Raw genomic sequence first — 20,527 nt, forward strand, 5'->3', positions numbered from 1 at the left:
CCGGGAACGCCCCGGGCGGCAGGGGGAGGCCCCGGTCGCCGGGGCCTCCGGGCCGGCTCAGGCGAAGATCAGGTCCGCGGCGGTGACCGCCGCGTTCGGCATCCAGATCTCATCGGCACCGGCATGCAGCAGGGTGCCGGAGACGCCGTCATGGCTCTCCTGCGCCCAGTCCACGTCACCGCGCTGCAGCCCGACGAGCTTCAGCTTGTCGGTGCCGTTGGCGAAGTCCTGGATGATGTCGTTGCCGTCACCCTTGTGGAACACGTTGGTGTCGCGGCCCGGGCCGTTCCAGATCTGGTCGTTGCCCTTGCCGCCGGTGATGGTGTCGTTGCCCGCACCGGCATAGATCTGGTCATCGCCGTCGGTGCCGGTGAGGGTGTTGCTGCGGCCGTTGCCGTCGATGACGCGCCCGGGCACGCTCGGCGCCGGAGCGGGTTCCTCCACCGGCGCGACCGGCGGGGGGACGGGCGTGGCGCTGTCCGGCTCGGCAGAGCCGACCGCGCCGGCCGGAATGCCGCCGCCCCACTCCCACGCCTTCACGTAGTCGATCTCCATGGAAGCCGTCGCCCCGTCATCGGCATTGCCGTGCCAGGCGCCATCGGCGCCGACATGCAGCGACAGGGTGAGGTACATGGGCTTGTTGGCGTCGGAGGGCGTCGGCGTCCGGAAGGTTTCCTGGCCGTCCAGATAGTAGACGATCTCGTTCGGGCCCCAGTCCACGCCATAGGTGTGGAACTCGGCCGTGGTGGAGGTCGCGGCGTCGGTCCAGTCGGAACGGGCATTGCCCGTCTGGGTATGGACGGTGTTGATGACCGTGTTGGGCTCGCCCCCGCTGACCTCGGAGACGTCGATCTCGGGCGGCCAGGAATGGTCGGAGGGGATCATCCACAGCGCGCTGAGAAAGCCGTCGCCCGGGGCATTTTTCGCACGGAACTCGAAATACCCGTATTGCTGCGAGAACATCTCGTCCGTGTGCAGCATGCCGGATGCATGGGTCACCCAGTCGGGCTCGTTCGGCACCCCGGTCTGGTCGATCGGCTTCGCAGTAATCTTGAGAACGCCGTTCGATTGCGAGAATGGATTGTACCCGGTGGACGAGTCAGAAAAATAGACTCCATCCGTTTTGTCGTCCGAGTATCTCGAATCCCAGAACCACTGCGATTTCCAAGTTCCTTGGCCTGTCGAGTCTCGTCCGTTGGGACTAATGTCAATCGGGTTGCTGAAATCCTCTTGGAAGGTCAGTTTCGGTGTGGTGCTGGGGACAGTGGCCACAAAATACTCCGTAAGCAGTTCGTTGCAACTCCGGATTGCGAATCCGGAGCAACGAACGCTTACAGGGCACACCCAGCACTCGCAAGCTGAATCTCGATTGCGTGAGTGCAACAGAATTTACTTGCACTTTGGACTCTGTTCCCCACCAGAAATAAATTCTGACTTACACGTTATTGTTTAGTAATGTCCTGTTGCGCAGGCCGAGTGAGGGGGTGGGGAAGACGATGTACCGTTCCGTCCAACGCCGGGCCTTGCTGGGCGCGGCTCTCGGCGCATCCCTGCCCAAGCCGGGAGCGCCCCGTGCGGCCTTCGTGCCGGATACCGGCGATGTGCCGTGGCGCCGTGCCAGGCGGCTGGGGCGGGGGGTGAATCTCAGCCTTTGGCGCGATCCGCTGGCAGCCCCGAAGGGTGAGGCGGAAGGCCGCGAGACCTTGGCTGAGATCGCGGCGCTCGGTTTTCGCCATGTGCGGCTGCCGATCGACATGTCTCCCGCCGTCGCCGGAATGCCGCGCCGGCCGGAGGCCGCGCGGCGCCTGGCGAACCGGCTGGCGGGCGACATCGCGGCGGCGCAGGCGCGCGGGCTGGCGGTCATCCTGGACATGCACCCGCCGGACATGTTCCGTGAGCGCCTCGTGGCCGTGCCCGGCGAGCCGGAACGGTTCGCCGAGACCTGGGCGGTCATCGCCCGCTTACTGGCGCCGCTCGACCCGGAAAGCCTTGTCCTTGAGGTGCTCAACGAACCGGGCGAAGCCCTCGGGCCGCGATGGCCCCGGCTGCAGGCCGTGCTGGTCCAGGCGATCCGCGCGGAAGCCCCCGGACACACGATCCTTGTCACCGGCGGGAATTTCTCCACGGTGGGCGACCTCCGCCAGCTCGATCCGCTGCAGGACGGCAATCTGATCTACAGCTTCCACTGCTATACGCCGATGCTGTTCACGCATCAGGGCGCGGCGTGGGCGCAGCCCTATGCGCGTATCAAGGGCGTGCCCTATCCCCTGCGCGCCGCAGATGTCAGGGCGGCCGGGGCGGCCGCGCCCGCGGCGGACCGGCAGGCAATCGCGGCAGAGGCGCGGGAAGGTGCGGGATGGGACGGCGCCGCGCTCGAGGCCCTGCTCGCGGAAGCCGGCGAGTGGGCCAGCCAGCACGGCGTGCCGCTGGTATGCACGGAGTTCGGCGTCTTCCGCGATGGGGGCGTGAACCTGGCCGACCGCCTGCGCTACCTCGCGGACATCCAGGCCGCCCTGTCCCGCCACGTGCAGGGCTGGACGGTGTGGGACTACAGTGGAGGGTTCGGCGTGGTGCGCCGGGGCCGGCACGGTTTGCGGGTCGACCACGCCATGCTGCGTGCCCTCGGCCTGGCCTGACATCGTGCGGAGCCGAAACCTGCCAGTCCTGCGCAGGATGATGAGCGTGGACGCTTGCGCTCAGCGTCCGTTCAGCTCTGCTGAGGCGTTCTCGCGGGGATGTGCCGGAGGGGCCTTGGAGCCTGGGCGCGGGATCCCCGATGCAGGGGATGAAGAAGCCGGCGGCGCAGTGATCAAGGCGGGGATCGGGTAGGCCGCCGAAGAATCCCGCGGCGGGCGGATGGCCGGCGCGCCATCGCCACCTGCGGCGGCCCGGTGGAGGGCAGGACCATCGCCGTGCTAGGCGTGGGCTTCAAGCCCAGCACGGACGACATACATGGCACCCGGTTCCATCATTGTTCCAGCGGCCGACCCTGAGGGGAGGACATGAAGCGCATTCTCGTCACCGGCGCTGCGGGCTTCGTCGGCCGTGCAGTGAGCGTGCAGCTCCTGCAGGATGGGTTCGAGGTTCTGGGCCTCGACAATCTGACCCCCTACTACGATACGCGGCTGAAGGAAGCGCGCCTGCAGGATCTGGCCGGCCGGCCGGGCTTCGCCTTCGAGCGCATCGACCTCGCCGGCGCGGCGGCAACCCGCGCGGCATTCGAGCGGTTCGCACCGGATGCCGTGGTGCATCTGGCGGCCCAGGCGGGCGTGCGCTACTCGCTTGAAAATCCTGCCGCCTACACATCCTCCAACATCGACGGCTTCCTGTCGGTCCTGGAAGCCTGCCGGGCTTTTCCGGTGCGCCACCTGGTCTACGCGTCCTCCTCCTCAGTCTACGGCAGCAACAGCAAGGTGCCATTCTCCGAAAGCGACCCGGTGGATCGGCCGGTCTCGCTCTACGCCGCGACCAAGCGCGCGAACGAGCTGATGGCGCAAACCTACAGCCACCTGTTCCGCATTCCCGCCTCCGGCTTGCGCTTCTTCACGGTCTATGGACCCTGGGGCAGGCCGGACATGGCTTATTACAAGTTCACCGACGCGATCTTTGCCGGGCGCTCCATCGACATCTACAATCATGGCCGGATGGAACGCGATTTCACCTATATCGATGAGGTGGTGGAGGCGATCCGGCGCCTGGTGGTGCAGCCGCCCGCCGACCGTGTCGCCACGGCCGGCGAGCCGGGGCGGATCGATCCTGGCGTGCCCCATCGCATCTTCAACATCGGCAACCACACGCCGGTGAAGCTGGATCGTTTCATCGACGTGCTGGAGAACATCATCGGTCGCAAGGCAGAGCGGCGGATGCTGCCGATGCAGCCTGGCGATGTGGAACGGACTTACGCCGATGTCTCCGCCTTGCAGGCGGCGGTACGCTTCGCGCCGGTCACCCCGATCGAGGAAGGGCTGGCACGGTTCGTCAGCTGGTACCGCGGCTATAATCGCCTGAACTGAGCCGGAGCCTGCCGGCCGGGCTGGTGCGGGCCCGGAGACCATAAGCGGCACCCTGGGGTGTCGGGCTCAGGGCCGGCATGGGTGCCTCTTATGCTACGATCCTGCTGCCATGGCTGACCTGTTCCGCGAGGCCGGAGCGCCCTGCCGCATAACGCGCCTGATCCATCATCCCGGCACCGACGCGGGATGGAGTCGGCTATCGGAACCCGCCAATGAGCCGGAGCCGAGCAAAAGTTAGGAATAAGTTCACAAACCCCGCATGGAAGCAATGCAGTTGCCGGGCTCCGGTCGCGGCGTGAGCAGCATTCTGCTTTATAATGCACGGATGGATAGGCGCTTCGCGCCCGGAGAGGATTTCCTGATGGATACCAACAGCATTGTTGAAGCCGGTTCCGTGCGGTTCGGCAACAGGCTGCCGATTGCCCTGATCGCTGGTCCCTGCCAGCTGGAGAGCCGGGCGCATGCACTGGAAATGGCTTCCGCTCTGAAGGAGATCTCCACGCGGCTCGGCATCGGCCTCGTCTACAAGACCAGCTTCGACAAGGCCAACCGCACCAGCGCCAGTGCGCAGCGTGGCCTGGGCATGGAGAGGTCCCTCCCCATCTTCGCCGAGATCCGCGAAAGCCTGGGCCTGCCCGTGCTGACCGACGTGCATGACGCGGCCCAGTGTGCGCCCGTCGCCGAGGCGGTGGACATCCTGCAGATCCCGGCCTTCCTGTGCCGCCAGACCGACCTGCTGCTGGCCGCCGCCGCCACGGGGCGCGCCGTCAACGTCAAGAAGGGCCAGTTCCTGGCGCCGTGGGACATGGTGAACGTGGTCGAGAAGCTGACCGGCGCCGGCAACCCGAACGTGCTGCTCACCGACCGCGGCACCAGCTTCGGCTACAACACCCTGGTCTCCGACTTCCGCGGCCTGCCGATCATGGCCCGCACCGGCGCGCCCGTCATCTTCGATGCCACGCATTCGGTGCAGCAGCCCGGCGGCCTCGGCGGCTCCTCCGGCGGGCAGCGCGAGTTCGTCCCCGTCCTGGCGCGCGCCGCCGTCGCCGTCGGTGTCGCCGGCCTCTTCATCGAGACCCACCAGGACCCCGATCGCGCGCCCTCCGACGGCCCCAACATGGTGCCGCTGCGCCAGTTCGAGGGGCTGCTGCGCGAGCTGCAGGCGATCGACCGACTGACCAAGGCCCGGCCGGAGCAGACGGCCGCATGAACCCCGTCATCCTGATCCCGGCCCGCCTCGCCGCCACCCGCCTGCCGGACAAGCCCCTGGCCGACATCCATGGCGAGGCGATGATCGTCCATGTCTGGCGCCGCGCCGTCGAGGCGGATCTCGCGCCCATCTGGGTGGCCACCGACACGCCGGCCATCGCCGAGGCGGTGCGGGCCGCCGGCGGCCAGGCGGTGATGACCGCCGCCGGCCATCCTTCCGGCTCCGACCGCGTCTGCGAGGCGCTGGGCCGCATCGACCCCGACCGCCGCTTCGACGCCGTGATCAACCTGCAGGGCGACCTGCCCACCGTGGCCGCGGCCACGCTGCGCGCCGCGGCCGCCCCGCTGGCCGACAGGGAGGTGGCCATCGGCACCGCCGTCGCCCCGATCGTGCTGGAGGAGGAGCGCACCGCCTCCAGCGTCGTCAAGATGGTCGGCAGCCCGCTGGGCGGCGGTCGCTTCCGCGCCCTCTACTTCACCCGCGCCACGGCGCCCTGGGGCGAGGGGCCGCTCTACCACCACATCGGCCTCTATGCCTGGCGCCGCGCCGCGCTCGAGCGCTTCGTCACCCTCGCCCCCTCCACGCTCGAGTTGCGCGAGAAGCTCGAGCAGCTGCGCGCGCTGGAGGATGGCATGCGCATCGACGCCATGCAGGTGGCCGAGGTGCCGCTCGGCGTCGACACGCCCCATGACCTCGAGCGCGCGCGCGCGCTCCTGGCGCGGCCGGCCACGGCCTGAACAGCAGGAGAGACGACATGGCACCGCTGGAAAGCGCGCTGGAGGCCACCTCCCCCTTGCAGGCCGCGCGCGAGACGCTGGAGGTCGAGACCAGCGGCCTCGCGGCGCTGCGTGCCGCCTTCGACGGGCCGCTGGGCGACAGCTTCACCCAGGCCATCGGCACCATCCAGAAGGCGCAGGCAAAGAGCGGCCGCGTCATCGTCACCGGCATGGGCAAGTCCGGCCATGTCGGGCGCAAGATCGCGGCCACGCTGGCTTCCACCGGCACGCCCTCGCACTTCGTCCACCCCGCCGAGGCCAGCCATGGCGATCTCGGCATGATCCAGCACGAGGACGCCGTCCTCGCCCTCTCCTGGTCCGGCGAGGCGCCCGAGCTGTCCGACATCATCGTCTACTGCAAGCGCTTCGGGGTGCCGCTGATCGCCATCACCTCGCGCGCCGCCAGCGCCCTTGGCAGCGCCGCCGACGTGCCGCTGATCCTGCCGGCGATGCCGGAGGCCTGCCCCAACGGCCTGGCTCCCACCACCTCCACCACCATGCAGATGGCGATGGGCGACGCCATCGCCGTCGCCCTGCTCTCGCTGCGGCGCTTCAGCGCGCAGGATTTCCGCCAGTTCCACCCGGGCGGCAAGCTGGGCGCCAAGCTGCGCAAGGCGCGCGACCTGATGCATGGCGGAGAGAACATGCCCCTGGTCCGCTCCGGGGTCAGGCTCTCGGAGGCCATCGTCGAGATGACCTCCAAGCGCTTCGGCGTCACCGGCGTGCTCGATGGCGCAGGGCATCTCATCGGCGTCGTCACCGACGGCGATCTGCGCCGCGCCTTCACCCAGGGCTTCGTCGACAGCCTAGTGGACGACATCATGACGCGGTCGCCGCGCACCATCCACCCCGCCATGCTGGCATCCGCCCTGCTCGCCGAGCTCAGCAACAGCGCCATCACCAGCGCCTTCGTGGTCGAGGACAGGGTGCCGGTCGGCATCGTCCACATCCACGACCTCCTGCGCGCCGGCGTCGTCTGACGCCCGCCATGGCTCGCGCCGTCAGGGAGATGCCGGACGCCGTGCGTCCTGATCGGCTTCCTCCACGGCGGCGCGGGCACAGGCGAGCACCGCATCCCGCAGCGTCCTGACGATGTGCCGGGCTTCGAGGTTGTCCTGCAGCCTTTCGTCAAGCCCGGCCTCCTGCCCCGTCCAGATGCCGGCGACAATCGGCGTCTGCGGCAAGACCTGCCGCAGGCGGCGCAGCAGGTAGCGCAGATGCGACGGCGCGCCCGGCATCTGCACGACACAGACGCAGACCATCAGCGCGCCCCGGGTGTCCAGCCGCGCAATGTCGCGCCGCGACACCGCCGCATGCGGCACCACCCGGGCGCCGAGGCCATGCTTGCCCAGGATCTGCGCCAGCAGCAGGGCGGAAATCTCGTCCAGCGGCCCGCGGCCGGCCACGCACAGCACCGCTCCCTCGGCCCGCCATGGTGGCGGGATGTCCCGCGCGTCCGGCAGCTTCATCGGCACAGGCGCGGGCAGGCGCTGCTCGGCCGAGGAGAGCCGCAGGATCCGCCCGCCATTGCCGCTGGGCGGCACGGCCGGCGGGTCGACATCCGGCAGCTCGCCCAGCCCTTCCGCGAGATCCTGCACCGCCTCGCGGATGCGGGCGAGCTGGCCGGGCGTGACCAGCCCGCGGCGCACATCGCTGGCGGCGAGCGCCAGGCCCTTCAGCGCCACCTCGTCGTAGTAGGAGCAGAGCGAGCGCTCGCGCAGCAGCAGCTCCGCCTGCTCCTGCACCTCGTCCGGGTCGCCGGCGAGGGCGCGCTGGTAGAAATTCTCCACCGGCGTCAGGGCCGGGCGGTCGCCCAGCAGCACGTCGAGGAATTCCAGCCGGTCGACATGCCGGCCCAGGACCACCAGGCACAGCGTCAGCGGGGTCGCGATGATCAACCCGATCGGGCCCCAGATCCAACTCCAGAAGATCGCCGCCACCACGACTGAGACGGGGGACATCCCCGTGCTGTGGCCATAGGCCAGCGGCTCCACCACATGGGCGATCAAGGGCTCGATGGCGAGGAACAGCACCGCGGTCCAGAGCGCCATGGACCAGCCAGGATCCACCGCCGCGGCCACCCCGATCGGTAGCACCGCGCCCAGCACTGCGCCGACATAGGGAACGAAGCGCAGCAGCGCCGCGAGCAGCCCCCAGAGCAGCGGGCTCGGCACGCCGATCAGCAGCAGCCCGGCGGCGATGACGGCGCCGAAGCCCAGGTTGATGGAAAGCTGCGCCAGGAAAAAGCGGCTGAGCCGGTATGCGGCGTCATCCATCGCCACGGTGGTGCGGTGCAGATCGGTGGAGCCGAACAGGCGGATCAACCGGTCGCGCAGGTCTTCCCGCTGCACCAGGATGAACACCGTGACCACCAGGACGATGCCGGTCTGCGCCAGCGGCCCGGCCAGGGGCGAGAGCAGGTTGGTCGCCATCTGGCCCGGCGTGAGGGCAGGTTCCAGCACCTCGACCCGCACCGGCGGCGGTTCCGTGCCCCCCTGCGGGGTGACGGGCGGCACGACGGAGGGGGCCGTGCGCGTGGCCTCCCCGCCGATCCGTTCCAGCACCTCGCCCAGGCGCCCCACCGTCATCTGCCGGAGGGTGTCGATCTTCTGCTGCAGGCTGTGCTGGTAGAGCGGCAGGCTCTGCGCCAGCTCCGCCAGCTGGGCGCCGATGACGATCCCGGCCGCCACCAGGACACCGATCGCGACCAGCACCGCCAGGATCACCGAGCCGACCCGACCCAGCCTGGCCCGCCGCAGCAGCCGCACCAGCGGAGACAGGACGAGGCTGAGCAGGATGGCCAGCGTGACCGGGATCAGCACGTCCCGCCCGAGGTAGAGGCCCGCCACCACCACGACGGCTCCGGCCAGGGTTGTCAGGCTTCGTATGTCGGGAGCCTCGGCGGGCGCGACCTTGGCCGATGGTGCCGCGTCGGAAATTCGGATGTCGGGCATGCGCTCAGTGCCTCCGGCTCGGGTATGGAGCGGGAGCTCCTGCGCGGTAAACGCCATGGTGGCGCTAACGGCTGAGTCGGAGGCGAAATTTCCCGGGCCGGGTGTGGACTTTGCCGACCCGGTACGTCTCAGCGCGTCAGCTTGCGCACGGGCGGCGGCGAGGGCTGCAGCAGCAGCCCGTCCGGGGTCAGCGTCACCCGGGCGTCGCGATAGACCGCCTGGGCCAGTTGCAGGTTCTCGGTGAAGGCGGCCTTGAAGTGCTTGCGCAGCCGGATGCCGGCGCCGAACTGCGTTGCCAGGGCACCCCAGCTCACCATCTTGTCGCCCTGCAGGGCATGCAGGCGGTAGGCGAGCCAGCAATAGACATCGAGCGCCATCGAGGAATTGCGGATGTGCCGGATCGCCGCCTCGTCCAGCGGCACCGCGTGCTGGCGCAGCTGGTGGAAGAAGCTCTCCGACAGGCGGGCCGTCTCGACGAAGAGATCCCCCTGCCCCGCCGCGCTGTTCGTCGGGTCGTCGACGAACATGGCGATGTCGACGATGTTCTGGTTGACCAGCACGGTCGCGCCGTTGCGCGTGAAGTGGAAGGACAGGCGGCAGCGGCTGATGCGGTCGGCCTGCTCCCGCACCAGCTTCGTGGTCTTGCCGCCCACGGACACCCCGAGCCGGCCCAGGAAGTCGCGCAGCGACCGGCCGAGCTGGATGTCCCGCGACCCCGTCCGCAGCGCCTCGGATTGCAGGTAGATCAGGATCAGCCGGGCGATGGCGCCGAAAGGCACGCCGACATGGCAAGGCGTGCCGTCCGCCTTCAGCCTGACGCCCGGTTCGACCAGCAGCGTCATGCTGTCCGTCTCGAGCTTCCAGATCGCGCTGTCATCCTGCGGGCGGCGGTGCGGCAGCGCTGTCTGGCACCATCCGGAATGGATGTAGCCGGTGCCCATCTCCTCATCAGACGACCAGGACGCCGCTGCCTCCACGATGCGGGGCGCACGCCGGCCGTCCAGCAGGTCACGGGTGGCCTGCCGCCCATAGGCTTCGATGAGATGATGAACCTTGCCCATGACCATCCGCTGCGAATTGCCCGGCAAACTGGCGCAATCGGGCGCCGCTGTCGATGTGGACTCTGCCGACCATAGCTATTTGGAAGTATTTGATTCTTCTATTTGCTCTGTGCCGTCAGAGTCCACGGGATAACCCGACTAAACCTTTGAATCGCGGTGGCCGCGGGTCGGCAGAGTCCACGGTATGGTCGGCAGAGTCCACGCTGTGCCCTGTGGAGGGGGGCTGCGACTCCGGATGGTGCTCCTGGCGCCGGAAATCCCTGTTTCCCGCGGCGTTCCGCGAACCGCCGGTCGGCAGAGTCCACAGTCCTGCAGCGATGGACGAGGGCTGCACCGGAGGACCGGTCGGCAAAGTCCACACCCCTTCAGCGCGCCTTGCGTCCTTCGCGGCTGGACCGGAAGCCCTGGTAGAGGGCTTCCAGCTGCTCCGCCACATAGGTGCCGAACTCCGGCTCCAGCCGTTCATTGATGGTCAGGCGCATTCCCTGGGCGCTCTGCTCGATCCGCACCACCGGCTCTCCCCGGGGATTGTGCCAGAAGCGGCCTGCCTCCGGCGCTGCCCCGCCATGGCGCAGGCTTTCGAAGACGCGCTGGAAGCGGGCATCGCTGCTCAGGGCGCGGAAGCCCGGGCCTGCCACCACCTGCGCCGCCATGTCCTCCGCCTGCGGTTGCGCGAAGAGGCGCTGCAACTCCAGCCACCGGGGCCGGCCGGTCCGGGGCGCCGGGCCGATCGCCAGGATGACGGCCCGCGGGATGCTCCGCGCCACCTGGAGGTAGCGCGTCATCTCGGCCGATTGCACGGCCAGGGCGGCGTGCAGGGTGGGGCGGTCGAAGCCATGCGCCTCCAGATGCGCGGCGAACAGGGCGCGCTCGATGAAGGTCAGGTTGCGCCGCTCGATGTTCTCCTTGCCCTGGGCGACGACCAGCTCGGCATCGCTCAGGGCACGGACCACCGCCTTCAGCCGCACCCCCAGCCGCCGCACCGCGATCAGCCGCCGGTGGCCATAGGCGATCTGGTAATGCCCTGTCTTGTCCGGGTGGGGGCGCACCAGCACCGGAACCTGCTGCCCGGATTCCGCGATGCTCTGCACCAGCGCGCGCAACTCCCCCTCGCTGTCGGCGGCGAGGCGGTCGTTCACGAAGGAGCCCTCCACCAGGGCGGGGTCCAGCTCCACCACCGTGTCGCCCGCTTCGATGCTGGCCCGCAGCGCCTGCGCCTCCTCCCGCAGGTGGCCGAGGCTGAGGCCCATGGCGCGCACCGCGCCGGAGGGCACACGGGCGGTGGTGGGCTGCGCCGCCGCCTCCGCCTCCGGCCCGGCACTCAGCAGGTCGCGCAACGTGTTCTTGCGTTTCATCGGCTGGTCCTCCCCCAGGCCTGCAGCATCAGCTGCCGGATCTCGCCATTCACCGCGTCCAGGGCCTCGGCGGCCCGGTTGTAGGTGTCCCGGCTGAAATTCTGCGGCCCCACCTCGTAGAGGGTCTGCTTGGTGAGGCCGGCATCGGAGATGGCGGTGGATTTGACCATCGGATTGGTCAGCACCCGCGCGCCGAACAGGCTGCGGAGGAACCCCACCACCTGCGTCTGCGGCCCGTCCTGCGGTTCGTACCGGGTGACGAGATAGCGCAGGAAGTCATAGTCGAGATTGCCGCCGGCCTGCCGCACCACCGCGAGCAGGTCGGCCGTCATCAGCAGGAACTGGCACATGCTGGCGATGTCCAGCATCTGCGGATGCACGGTGATCAGCACGCCCGTGGCGGCGCACAGGGCGGCGAGGGTGAGGAAGCCGAGCTGCGGCGGGCAATCGATCACCACCACGTCGTAATCCGCCTCCACGCTCGCCAGCGCTTCGGTCAGGCGGGTGAAGAACAGCGTCTCCCGCGAGCGTTCCGACTGGGCGAGCAGCCGGGGCGTGTCGTGCTCGAACTCATGCAGTTCGAGGTTGGCAGGGACGATGTGCAGCCCGTCGATATAGGTGGGCCGGATCACCTCGCGCAGCGGGCGCTGCTGCCGGTCGTAGCGCAGCGCCGCGTAGATCGTCTCGTTCTCGCCGATATCCAGCTCGGGCTGGTAGCCGAACAGGGCGGAGAGGCTGGCCTGCGGGTCGAGGTCCAGCGCCAGCACGCGGTACCCCTGGAAGGCCAGGTACTGGGCCAGATGGACGCTGGTGGTGGTCTTGCCCGAACCGCCCTTGAAATTGGCCACCGCCAGGACCTGCAGATGGTCTCCTGGCCGGCGGCGCGGCAGGGCCGGCCGCCCCTTGCCGCGCAGCAGCCCGCGCAGCTCGTTGATCTGTTCCAGCGTGTAGGCGCGCCGGCCGCCGCTGCTCTTGGCCGGGGCCGGGCCTTCCCCCGCAAGGGCCAGCTGCCGCAGATAGGAATCGCTGATCTGCAGGAGGGCCGCGGCCTCGCCGCTGCTGAAGCGCCGGAGCGATTTCTGGGCCACGGGCGGGAAGATGCGGTTGCGCAGCAGGGCCAGCTGTGCACTGAGAGCCTGGGCATCCTGGCTGATCAATGTGTCCATGGCCGCCGGCGCCGGGGCGTTGTCCTCAGGGGAATGCATGACCGACGCTTTTCTCCGGCAAAGAGGCATTTCAGCGTTAGTATATCATCGGAATGTCGATCCGCCGCAAAGCCTTTCCCACCTTCCTCATTGACAGCTGTCAACGCGCGTCATTGACAGCTGTCAATGACCGGGGCGGCCCGGCCGGCTTGCCTGAGGCCTGCCGGGCTGGCGTACGGACCACGGCAGAGTATCTATCGGCCAAGTCGAGACGCACCGTATGAAGCGACGCTTCTGGATTGTTCCCGTGGCTGCCAGCCTGGCGGCGGTGCTGGCGGCGCTGGTGGTGTGGCCGGCAGACCCGCCGCCCGCCCCGGCCACCACGCCAGCGCCCGTGGGCGTGGGAGCGCTGGGCCGTGTCGAGCCGGCCTCGCGCATCCGCCGCCTGGGCGTGCCGGGCGGCATGAGCGTCACGCGGCTCGCCCGCCTCCTGGTGGTGGAGGGCGACACCGTGGAAGAAGGCCAGCTTCTGGCCGAACTGGCCGATGCCGAGCAGAAGGCCGCCCAGCTCCGCCAGGCCGAGGCCGCCCTGGCCGAGGCGGAGCGGCAGATGGCGCTGGTCCAGGCGGCGGGCCGTTCCGAGGAAATCGATGCCCAGCGCGCCCGGCTCGAAGCCCTGCGGGCGGTGGAAGCCAGCGCCCGTCGGGACGCCCTCCGCGCCGAGCAGCTGGTGCCCAGCGGCGCGGGCGGGCAGGCCGAGGCGGAGCGCCGCCGTTTCGCGGCAGCCCGGGCCAGCGCCGAGGCGGCCGAGGCGGAAGCCGTGCTCGCGCGCCTGCGCAGCGCCAGGCCGGAAGACGTCGCCGTGGCCGAGGCCCAGATCTGGGCGGCGCAGGCCCGGCTGCGGGTGGCCCAGGCAGACCTGGCACTGAGCCGCCTCTACGCGCCGATCGCCGGGACGGTGCTCAGCATCCACGCCCGGCCGGGCGACCGCATCGGCGAGGACGGGCTGCTGGAGCTGGCCGATCTCCGCCGGATGGAGGTGGTGGCGGATGTCTATGAGACCGATCTGCCGCGCCTGCGGCTCGGGCAGCCCGCCGAGATCATCGTGCCCGGAGAGGCGCAGCGGCTCTCCGCCCTGCTGACGGAGATCGGCTGGCAGGTGCGCCGCACCGTCCAGGCCGGAACCGATCCCGTCGCTGCGGTCGACGCCCGCACCGTCTCGGTGCGCCTGAGGCTGGACGAGGCCGGCGCAGCGCTTCTGAGGCGGCGGTCCAACATGCAGGTCCAGGTGGCGATCCGGCCATGAGCCTCCTGCAGTCGCTCTACCTGCCGTTGCGCCTCTCCTGGCGCCAGCTCCGCGCCGAGCGGGCACGCCTGCTGGCGGCCATGGCCGGCGTGATGTTCGCCTGCGTGCTGGTGTTCATGCAGATCGGCTTCCGCGCCGCGCTGTTCGACTCAGCCACCGCCCTGCTTTCCGCCATGCGGGCCGAGCTTTTCCTGATGAACCCGCTCACCACCGCGAGCTTCCGGCCGGAACCGCTGCCACGCATCCGGGCGCAGCAGGCGCTGGCCCTGGCTGAAGTGCGGCAATCCGTGCCGGTCTACATGGCGCAGGTGACCTGGCGGAACCCGGAGAGCGGCACGCGGCGGGCCATCCAGCTCGTGGCCTTCGACATCGAGAGCGATGCGATGGGCTTCAACGGCCTCGCCGCCCTGGCCGACCGGCTGAAACAGCCCGACGCCGTGGCGTTCGACCGCCGCTCCCGGCCGGAATTCGGCGATGTGGGGCGGCTGCTCGCGGCGCAACCGGGCACGCCGCTGCCGGTGCAGATCGGCGGGCGGCAGATGAACGTGATGGGGCTGGTCGATATCGGCCCCTCCTTCGGCGCGGATGGCAACCTGGTGCTGAGCGAGACGAATTTCCGGCGCCTCCTGCCGAACCGCTCGGTCGCCAATGTCGATCTCGTGGCGCTGCGCCTGCAGCCGGGCGCCGATCCCGTGGCGACGCAGGCGCGGTTGAAGGCCCTTCTGCCCGAGGATGTCGTGGTGCTGACGCAGCCCGAGCTGGTGGCCTGGGAGCGCCGCTACTGGGAGGAAGCGACACCGATCGGCTTCATCTTCACCTTCGGCAGCCTGATGGGGCTGATCGTCGGCATGGTCATCGTCTACCAGATCCTGTTCAGCGACATTGCCGGCCATCTCCGCGAATACGCCACGCTGAAGGCGATCGGCTACAGCAATGGCTATCTGGCGCGGGTGGTGCTCAGCGCCGCGCTGCTGCTCGCCGTGCTGGGCTTTGTGCCGGGGGCCGTCGTCTCGGCCGTGCTCTACGACGTGGTCGGCAGCGCCACCTTCCTGCCGCTGGGCATGAGCTGGTCGCGGGCCGGGCTGGTGTTCGGCCTGATCTTCGGCATGTGCGCCGCCGCCGGCCTGCTGGCCATGCGCAAGCTGCGGGATGCGCAGCCCGCGGACATGTTCTGATGGCCGACCCCGTGGTGCTGGAGGAGGTCTCCTACGCCTTCGGCGAAGGCGAGCTGCGGCGGGCTGTGCTGCGTGACGTCGCGTTGCGGGTGATGCCGGGAGAGATCGTGCTGCTGACCGGACCTTCCGGTTCCGGCAAGACGACGCTGCTCACCCTGATCGGCGCGCTGCGGGCCATGCAGGCCGGCCGCGCAAGGGTCCTGGAGACAGAGCTGGCCGGGGCGGGGGAGGGGCAGCGCCGCGCCCTGCGCCGGCGCATCGGCTTCATCTTCCAGAACCACAATCTGCTCGGCTTCCTCAACGCCCGGCAGAATGTCGCCATGGCGCTGGAGCTGCAGGCCGGCCTTACCGAGCGCGAGCGCCTCTCCCGGGCCGATGCGATGCTGGCCTCCGTGGGGCTGGAGGATCACCGGCACAAGCCTCCTTCCCAGCTTTCGGGCGGCCAGCGGCAGCGTGTCGCCATCGCGCGGGCGCTGGTGGGCGATCCGGGGCTGATCCTGGCCGATGAGCCCACGGCGGCGCTGGACAAGGCCAGCGGCCAGGAGGTGGCCGTCCTGCTGCGGCGCATGGCGCGGCAGCGTCAGGTGCCCATCCTGATGGTGACCCATGATCCGCGCATTCTGGATATGGCGGACAGGATCGTGACCATGGAAGATGGGCGGGTCGTGCCCGCCCTGCCGGCGGGGTGAGAGTGGCGACGCGGCTGCGTGTCTCCGGGCCGCAGGCGGCCTCTGTCCTGGGAGAAGCCATGGCCTCGCCGAACGCCGCCGATGAGAATCCCCGGCGCATGCCCTGCCTCGGAGAGGAGGCCGCCGGGCCCGAGTTCGACGCCCTGATCCGCGTGTTCGCCGAGGCGATGCGCTGCCCCATGGCCATGCTGTCCCTCGCCGGGCCGGACCGCCTTGTGCCGCGTGCCTCGGTGGGCCTGGGCGTCGGGGAGATTCCGCGGCTGAATGCCCTCTGCGACGCCACGCTGCGCGGCCATGATCTGCTCGCTGTCGAGGACGCCTGGTCCCATCCGCAGTTCCATGATCACCCGATGGCCGTGCAGCCGGGAGGAACACGCTTCTATATCGGCATTCCACTGACCGTGAACGGCGTGGCGCTCGGGGTGCTCTGCGCGATGGACGGCAGCCCGCGCCGGGCCGGAGCGGGGGAGCATGAGACGATGCGGCGCTTCGCGCTGGTCGCGCAGGCCCTGCTGCACGACCGGATGCAGGAGGTGCGGCTGCGCGACGTGCTGATGGAGCTGCGCCAGCATGGCCTGCAATTGCGGCGGCACAACCGCCTGCTCCACCAGGCGGCGCGGATGGCGCAGCTCGGCGCCTGGGAGATCGACCTGCAAAGCCAGAAGGTCTACTGGTCCGAGATCATCTACCGGCTGCATGACCTGCCGGTCGGCACGCCCATCTCCCTGGCGGGCGCCTTGAAGTTCTATCCGGAGCATGAGCGTGCCCGGATCCAGGAGATGATGGACACCACCATCAAGGGTGAAGGGCCGCTCGATTTCGAGGCGGACTTCGTCACGGCCCGCGGCCGCCATCGGCGTGTGCGCGCATTGGCGGAAATCGAGACGGAGCAGGGCGTGCCGGTGCGGGTCCTCGGCATCGTGCAGGATGTGACGGAAGGCTGGCGGATGATGGGCCGCCTCCGGAAGCTGGCGCACACCGACAGCCTGACAGGCCTGGGCAACCGCACCGCGCTGTTCGAGCGGCTCGAGGCACTCCGCGCGATGCCGGAGGGCCATGAGGCGGCGCTGTACGTGCTCGACCTGGATGGCTTTCAGGATCTGAACGACCGCCACGGTCATCAGGAAGGTGACCAGGTGCTGAGCGGCGTCGCGCAGCGGCTGCGCCGCCTGGTCGCGGAGCCAGGCTTCGCGGCGCGCACGGGCAGCGATGAGTTCGCCCTGCTGCTGCCCAACCCCGGCACCCTGCCGGAAATCCGCGAGATGGCGCAGCGCATGGTCGCCGCCCTGCAGACCCGCCTGCCGGGCGAGAAGAGCTGGCGGCCGCTTTCCGTCAGCATCGGCGTGGCCCGCTGGCCGCACGATGCCGCAAGCCCGATCGGGCTGCTGCGGCAGGCGGACATGGCGCTCTCCGATGGGCGCCGGCAGGGCAAGGCGCGCATCACCCTGTTCTCGCCATCCATCGCCACGCAGTTCCAGCAGCGGCGCGCGGCCATCGACCATGTGCAGCGCGCCCTGGCGGAGGACCGGCTACGCCCGTTCTACCAGCCGAAGCTGTGCCTCACGAGCGGCCGGCTGATGGGCTTCGAGGCGCTGATGCGGGTCCTGGAGCCGGATGGCACGGTCAGCGGCCCGGCGCAGTTCTGGCCGGCCTTGCAGGAGCCGGGAACGGCCGAGCTGATCGGCATGCGGATGCTGGCGGCCATCACCCGCGACCTGGCGAACTGGCGGCTGGACGGCCTTCCGCCCACGCGGATCGGGCTGAACGTCACCGAGGCCGACGTGCTGTCGGACGGGCTGGTGGAGCGCGTGCTGGAACGGCTGCGCACCTGCGACCTGCCGCCCGAGGCGCTGGAGATCGAGGTGACCGAGACCGTGTTCCTCGGCCCGCAGAGGCCCGCCGTGACTCACATCCTGCAACGCCTGCACGATGCCGGCCTGCGGATCGCGCTGGATGATTTCGGCACCGGCTATGCCTCGCTGGTGCATCTGCGCGACTTCCCCATCCACTCCCTGAAGATCGACAAATCCTTCATCGACGATGTCGAGCAGGAGGGCGGCAGCCGGCTGATCGTCGAGATGCTGATCCAGCTGGCGCATGGGCTGGGCCTGGAGGTGGTGGCGGAAGGGGTTGAGAGCGGCGCGCAGCACCGGCTGCTGCAGAGGCTGGGCTGCGACGTAGGCCAGGGCCACCATTACGGCATGGCCATGCCCGCCGACGCCGTGCGGGCGCTGCTGGCGGCGGAATGAGAGGGCGGCTTCAGCAGACGAAATCCGCCGCCGCCACGGCCTCGCCGCGCAGGACGCGCTCGATGTTGCCAAAGATCTGGCGAATGCCCTTCTCGAAATTGTCGGCGGCGAGGGCCGCGATGTGCGGCGTTGCCACGACGTTGTCGAACCGCAGGAGCGGGTTCTCCGCCGGCGTCGGCTCCGTCTCGTAGACATCGGTCGCGGCGCCCAGGATCTCGCCGGCCTCGAGCGCGGCGACGAGGTCGGCCTCCACCACCACCCCGCCACGGGCGACGTTGATGAGCACGGCGCTGCGCTTCATGGACCGCAGCGCGGCCCGGTCGATCATCCCGGCGGTCTCCGGCGTCATCGGGCAGTGCAGCGAGACGACGTCGCTCTCGGCCAGCACCTCCGGAACACGGGCGAAGCGCACATCCTGCGCGGCCTCCTCCGCGGGGTCCAGGCGGCGGGTCTTGTTGTAGAGGATGCGGCAGCCGAAAGGCTTCAGCAGGCGCGCGACATTCTGCCCGATCGCGCCATAGCCGATGATTCCCACCGTCTTGCCGGTGAGCATGAAGCTGGGCTTGGGCAGGGTGGTGGTGCGCCACGCGCCGGCGCGCAGCGTGGCATGGCCGAAGGCCAGGTTGCGCAGCAGGGCGATCATCAGGCCCAGGGTGAACTCGGCCACCGGCACGGCATTGCTGCCGGTGGTGCGGGCCACGGTGATGCCGCGCGCCCTGGCCGCCGCCAGATCGAAATTGTCGACGCCCACGCCCCATTTGTGCAGCAGCCTGGCCCGGCCCGCCGCGGCCAGCAGCGCGGCGTCCACCGCGATCTGGCCGGAGACCAGGAACTCGGCATCGGCCACGATCTCCCGCAGATGGGCCGGGTCGCGGCTGCGCGCGTAGTCGAGTTCCAGGCCGGCCGGCAGCAGCGCACGCATCCGCCGCGCGGTTTCGGCCGTGATCGGGTCGAGCACTATGATCTTGCGGGGCATCGGGTGATCCGGGAGCGAGGACGAAGAGGGCAGGAAGCCGTATCCGCCGGAGCGTGCGGAGAAATCATCCCGGCGGCAAGCCGGGATGCAGCGGCCTTCCGGCCCTGGCGGGGGCGTTCCTCAGACCACCGCCGTCATGCCGCCATCCACGTAGAGCATCTGCCCGTTGACGAAGTCCGAGGCCGGCGCCGCCAGGAAGACGCAGGCGCCCACCAGCTCCTCCACCCGGCCCCAGCGGCCGGCCGGCGTGCGGCGGGCGAGCCAGGCGGTGAACTCCGCATCCTCCACCAGCGGCCGCGTCAGCTCCGTGGCGAAGTAGCCGGGGGCGATGGCGTTCACCTGCACGCCCCTTGCCGCCCACTCGGCGCAGAGGGCGCGGGTCAGCATCCGCACACCGCCCTTGCTGGTGGCGTAGGGGGCGGTGCCGGGCCGCGCCAGGTCGCTCTGCACCGAGGCGATGTTGATGATCTTGCCGCGCCCGCGCGCCGTCATGCGCCGCGCGGCGGCCTGGGCCACGAAGAACACCCCGTCGAGATTGGTGCGCAGGATCTCGTGCCAGACCGCCGGCGGCACGTCGAGCGCCGGCATGCGGCGGGTGATGCCGGCATTGTTCACCAGGATGTCCACCGGGCCGAGCCGCGCCTCGATCTCCGCCAGCGCCGCCTCGGCCGCCGCCGCCTCGGTCACGTCGAAGGCCGCGACCTCGGCGGCGAGCCCCGAAGCGGCGAGGCCCGCGCGGGCGGCCTCCAGCTTCGCCGGGTCGCGGCCGTTCAGCACCACCTGCGCGCCGGCCTCGGCCAGGCCGCGCGCCAGCGCGAGCCCGATGCCCTGGCTGGAGCCGGTCAGCAGCGCGCGGCGCCCCGTCAGGTCGAAAAGTCCTGCCGTCATCTGGGTCCCTCCCCGGGGATTTCGTTTCGCGGCCAGGGTGGCGGGTGGAGCGCGGCAGGGCAAGGCCAGGGCGCCGCCCTCAGCGTCCAGGCGGCTCCAGTCCGCAGCCGCGCAACACCAGCTGCAGGATGGTGTCGGTGCCGCGGGCGAAGCAGTCGGCGTCCGGCTCCGGCAGGTCCAGCACGGCGCCGATCTGGGCGCCGAAATCGGCATAGGTCTGGGTCATCGCCCAGATGCTGAAGAACAGGTGGGGCGGGTCCACCGGCGCCATGCGGCCCGCCGCGATCCAGCCCTCCAGCACCGTGGATTTCTCCCGCACCAGCGCGCGCAGCGGCCCAGCCAGGTGGCTGCGCAGATAGGGCGCGCCGTGCAGCACCTCGTTGGCGAAGACGCGGGAGGCCTGCGGCCGCTCGCGCGACCAGCGCATCTTGGCGCGGATATAGGCAGTGAGCGCCTCGGCCGGTTCCGCCTCAGGGCGGATGCTGTCCGTGGCCGAGAGCCAGAGGGCGAGAATGCTGTCGAGCAGGGTGGTATAGAGTGCCTCCTTGGTGCCGAAGTAGTAGTGCAGGTTGGCCTTGGGCAGGCCGGCGGCGGCGGCGAGTTCCGACATGCTGGCCCCCTCGAAGCCCGCCTCGGCGAAGACGCGCTCGGCCCCGGCCAGGATCTGCGCGATGCGCGCCTGGCGCTGGCGGGCACGCGGGCCGATCTGTGCATTCCCTGCCTGCGTCAT

17 protein-coding genes are annotated in these 20,527 nt (G+C 69.9%); 9 read left to right on the forward strand and 8 right to left on the reverse strand.

From position 1 onward, the window contains the following. Positions 1-57: 57 nt before the first annotated feature. Positions 58-1,344, reverse strand: a complete 1,287-nt coding sequence (locus tag ACFOY6_RS06265) for a family 16 glycosylhydrolase (protein WP_379649588.1) — start codon at positions 1,342-1,344, stop codon at positions 58-60. A 152-nt stretch (positions 1,345-1,496) separates the two neighbouring features. Between ACFOY6_RS06265 and ACFOY6_RS06270 the strand changes: the two genes are divergently transcribed. The 5 genes from ACFOY6_RS06270 to ACFOY6_RS06290 all read left to right on the forward strand — a co-directional run bounded on the left by ACFOY6_RS06270 (position 1,497) and on the right by ACFOY6_RS06290 (position 6,979). Continuing rightward, positions 1,497-2,636, forward strand: a complete 1,140-nt coding sequence (locus tag ACFOY6_RS06270; protein WP_379649590.1) for a glycoside hydrolase family 5 protein — start codon at positions 1,497-1,499, stop codon at positions 2,634-2,636. A 366-nt stretch (positions 2,637-3,002) separates the two neighbouring features. After that, on the forward strand, positions 3,003-4,013 hold the full coding sequence (locus tag ACFOY6_RS06275) for an NAD-dependent epimerase/dehydratase family protein (protein ID WP_379636562.1): 1,011 nt from the start codon (positions 3,003-3,005) through the stop codon (positions 4,011-4,013). A gap of 361 nt (positions 4,014-4,374) precedes the next feature. Continuing rightward, positions 4,375-5,223 carry a 3-deoxy-8-phosphooctulonate synthase gene (gene kdsA, locus ACFOY6_RS06280; RefSeq protein WP_109518057.1) on the forward strand — a complete coding sequence of 283 codons (849 nt, stop codon included), beginning with the start codon at positions 4,375-4,377 and terminating at the stop codon, positions 5,221-5,223. Continuing rightward, on the forward strand, positions 5,220-5,960 hold the full coding sequence (locus ACFOY6_RS06285) for a 3-deoxy-manno-octulosonate cytidylyltransferase (RefSeq protein ID WP_379649592.1): 741 nt from the start codon (positions 5,220-5,222) through the stop codon (positions 5,958-5,960). Before kdsA ends, ACFOY6_RS06285 begins: the two co-directional genes overlap by 4 nt. Before the next feature lie 17 nt (positions 5,961-5,977). Next, positions 5,978-6,979, forward strand: coding sequence for a KpsF/GutQ family sugar-phosphate isomerase (locus ACFOY6_RS06290; RefSeq protein ID WP_109518059.1), 1,002 nt, complete (start codon positions 5,978-5,980; stop codon positions 6,977-6,979). Between the two features lie 21 nt (positions 6,980-7,000). On the opposite strand, the gene ACFOY6_RS06295 is transcribed toward ACFOY6_RS06290, so the two are convergent. From ACFOY6_RS06295 to repA, 4 genes are all read right to left on the reverse strand, one after another. Then, the gene (locus tag ACFOY6_RS06295) at positions 7,001-8,953 is read right to left on the reverse strand and encodes an AI-2E family transporter (RefSeq protein ID WP_379649594.1); all 1,953 of its coding nucleotides are present in this window, start codon (positions 8,951-8,953) and stop codon (positions 7,001-7,003) included. 128 nt (positions 8,954-9,081) lie between these two features. Continuing rightward, positions 9,082-10,014 (reverse strand): replication protein RepA, encoded by a 933-nt coding sequence (locus ACFOY6_RS06300; protein WP_367604220.1) that lies wholly within the window; start codon positions 10,012-10,014, stop codon positions 9,082-9,084. 365 nt (positions 10,015-10,379) lie between these two features. Then, a complete protein-coding gene (repB, locus tag ACFOY6_RS06305; RefSeq protein WP_379636554.1) occupies positions 10,380-11,369 on the reverse strand; it encodes a plasmid partitioning protein RepB in 990 nt (329 codons plus the stop codon). Next, the gene (repA, locus tag ACFOY6_RS06310; protein ID WP_245906495.1) at positions 11,366-12,535 is read right to left on the reverse strand and encodes a plasmid partitioning protein RepA; all 1,170 of its coding nucleotides are present in this window, start codon (positions 12,533-12,535) and stop codon (positions 11,366-11,368) included. The genes repB and repA overlap by 4 nt, the downstream gene beginning before the upstream one ends. Positions 12,536-12,821: 286 nt before the next feature. Between repA and ACFOY6_RS06315 the strand changes: the two genes are divergently transcribed. Genes ACFOY6_RS06315 through ACFOY6_RS06330 form a run of 4 tightly spaced genes read left to right on the forward strand, consistent with a single transcriptional unit; the run spans position 12,822 to position 17,933 of the window. Continuing rightward, positions 12,822-13,820: an efflux RND transporter periplasmic adaptor subunit gene (locus tag ACFOY6_RS06315; RefSeq protein ID WP_379649597.1), complete on the forward strand. Its 999-nt coding sequence runs from the start codon at positions 12,822-12,824 to the stop codon at positions 13,818-13,820. Next, entirely contained in the window at positions 13,817-14,995 is a 1,179-nt protein-coding gene (devC, locus tag ACFOY6_RS06320) for an ABC transporter permease DevC (RefSeq protein ID WP_379636548.1), read from the forward strand. The genes ACFOY6_RS06315 and devC overlap by 4 nt, the downstream gene beginning before the upstream one ends. After that, positions 14,995-15,684 (forward strand): ATP-binding cassette domain-containing protein, encoded by a 690-nt coding sequence (locus ACFOY6_RS06325; protein ID WP_379636546.1) that lies wholly within the window; start codon positions 14,995-14,997, stop codon positions 15,682-15,684. Before devC ends, ACFOY6_RS06325 begins: the two co-directional genes overlap by 1 nt. 59 nt (positions 15,685-15,743) lie before the next feature. Next, positions 15,744-17,933, forward strand: a complete 2,190-nt coding sequence (locus ACFOY6_RS06330; RefSeq protein WP_379649599.1) for a putative bifunctional diguanylate cyclase/phosphodiesterase — start codon at positions 15,744-15,746, stop codon at positions 17,931-17,933. A 10-nt stretch (positions 17,934-17,943) separates the two neighbouring features. Here the strand turns inward: ACFOY6_RS06330 and ACFOY6_RS06335 are convergent, their stop codons facing one another. From ACFOY6_RS06335 to ACFOY6_RS06345, 3 genes are all read right to left on the reverse strand, one after another. Continuing rightward, on the reverse strand, positions 17,944-18,909 hold the full coding sequence (locus tag ACFOY6_RS06335; RefSeq protein WP_379649601.1) for a 2-hydroxyacid dehydrogenase: 966 nt from the start codon (positions 18,907-18,909) through the stop codon (positions 17,944-17,946). Positions 18,910-19,029: 120 nt separating this feature from the next. After that, the gene (locus ACFOY6_RS06340; RefSeq protein ID WP_379649603.1) at positions 19,030-19,797 is read right to left on the reverse strand and encodes an SDR family oxidoreductase; all 768 of its coding nucleotides are present in this window, start codon (positions 19,795-19,797) and stop codon (positions 19,030-19,032) included. A gap of 79 nt (positions 19,798-19,876) precedes the next feature. Further along, the gene (locus ACFOY6_RS06345) at positions 19,877-20,527 is read right to left on the reverse strand and encodes a TetR/AcrR family transcriptional regulator (RefSeq protein WP_379649605.1); all 651 of its coding nucleotides are present in this window, start codon (positions 20,525-20,527) and stop codon (positions 19,877-19,879) included.

This window comes from Teichococcus aestuarii (assembly GCF_042651065.1).
Lineage (GTDB): Bacteria > Pseudomonadota > Alphaproteobacteria > Acetobacterales > Acetobacteraceae > Pseudoroseomonas > Pseudoroseomonas aestuarii.

Bases quoted from the DNA above. Each gene is read 5' to 3' on its own strand.
- ACFOY6_RS06295 (WP_379649594.1), bottom strand. From the start codon at position 8,953: ATGCCCGACATCCGAATTTCCGACGCGGCACCATCGGCCAAGGTCGCG.
- ACFOY6_RS06330 (WP_379649599.1), top strand. From the start codon at position 15,744: ATGGCCTCGCCGAACGCCGCCGATGAGAATCCCCGGCGCATGCCCTGC.
- repB (WP_379636554.1), bottom strand. From the start codon at position 11,369: ATGAAACGCAAGAACACGTTGCGCGACCTGCTGAGTGCCGGGCCGGAG.
- ACFOY6_RS06290 (WP_109518059.1), top strand. From the start codon at position 5,978: ATGGCACCGCTGGAAAGCGCGCTGGAGGCCACCTCCCCCTTGCAGGCC.
- ACFOY6_RS06285 (WP_379649592.1), top strand. From the start codon at position 5,220: ATGAACCCCGTCATCCTGATCCCGGCCCGCCTCGCCGCCACCCGCCTG.
- ACFOY6_RS06300 (WP_367604220.1), bottom strand. From the start codon at position 10,014: ATGGGCAAGGTTCATCATCTCATCGAAGCCTATGGGCGGCAGGCCACC.
- ACFOY6_RS06345 (WP_379649605.1), bottom strand. From the start codon at position 20,527: ATGACGCAGGCAGGGAATGCACAGATCGGCCCGCGTGCCCGCCAGCGC.
- devC (WP_379636548.1), top strand. From the start codon at position 13,817: ATGAGCCTCCTGCAGTCGCTCTACCTGCCGTTGCGCCTCTCCTGGCGC.
- repA (WP_245906495.1), bottom strand. From the start codon at position 12,535: ATGGACACATTGATCAGCCAGGATGCCCAGGCTCTCAGTGCACAGCTG.
- ACFOY6_RS06325 (WP_379636546.1), top strand. From the start codon at position 14,995: ATGGCCGACCCCGTGGTGCTGGAGGAGGTCTCCTACGCCTTCGGCGAA.
- kdsA (WP_109518057.1), top strand. From the start codon at position 4,375: ATGGATACCAACAGCATTGTTGAAGCCGGTTCCGTGCGGTTCGGCAAC.
- ACFOY6_RS06335 (WP_379649601.1), bottom strand. From the start codon at position 18,909: ATGCCCCGCAAGATCATAGTGCTCGACCCGATCACGGCCGAAACCGCG.
- ACFOY6_RS06270 (WP_379649590.1), top strand. From the start codon at position 1,497: ATGTACCGTTCCGTCCAACGCCGGGCCTTGCTGGGCGCGGCTCTCGGC.
- ACFOY6_RS06275 (WP_379636562.1), top strand. From the start codon at position 3,003: ATGAAGCGCATTCTCGTCACCGGCGCTGCGGGCTTCGTCGGCCGTGCA.
- ACFOY6_RS06340 (WP_379649603.1), bottom strand. From the start codon at position 19,797: ATGACGGCAGGACTTTTCGACCTGACGGGGCGCCGCGCGCTGCTGACC.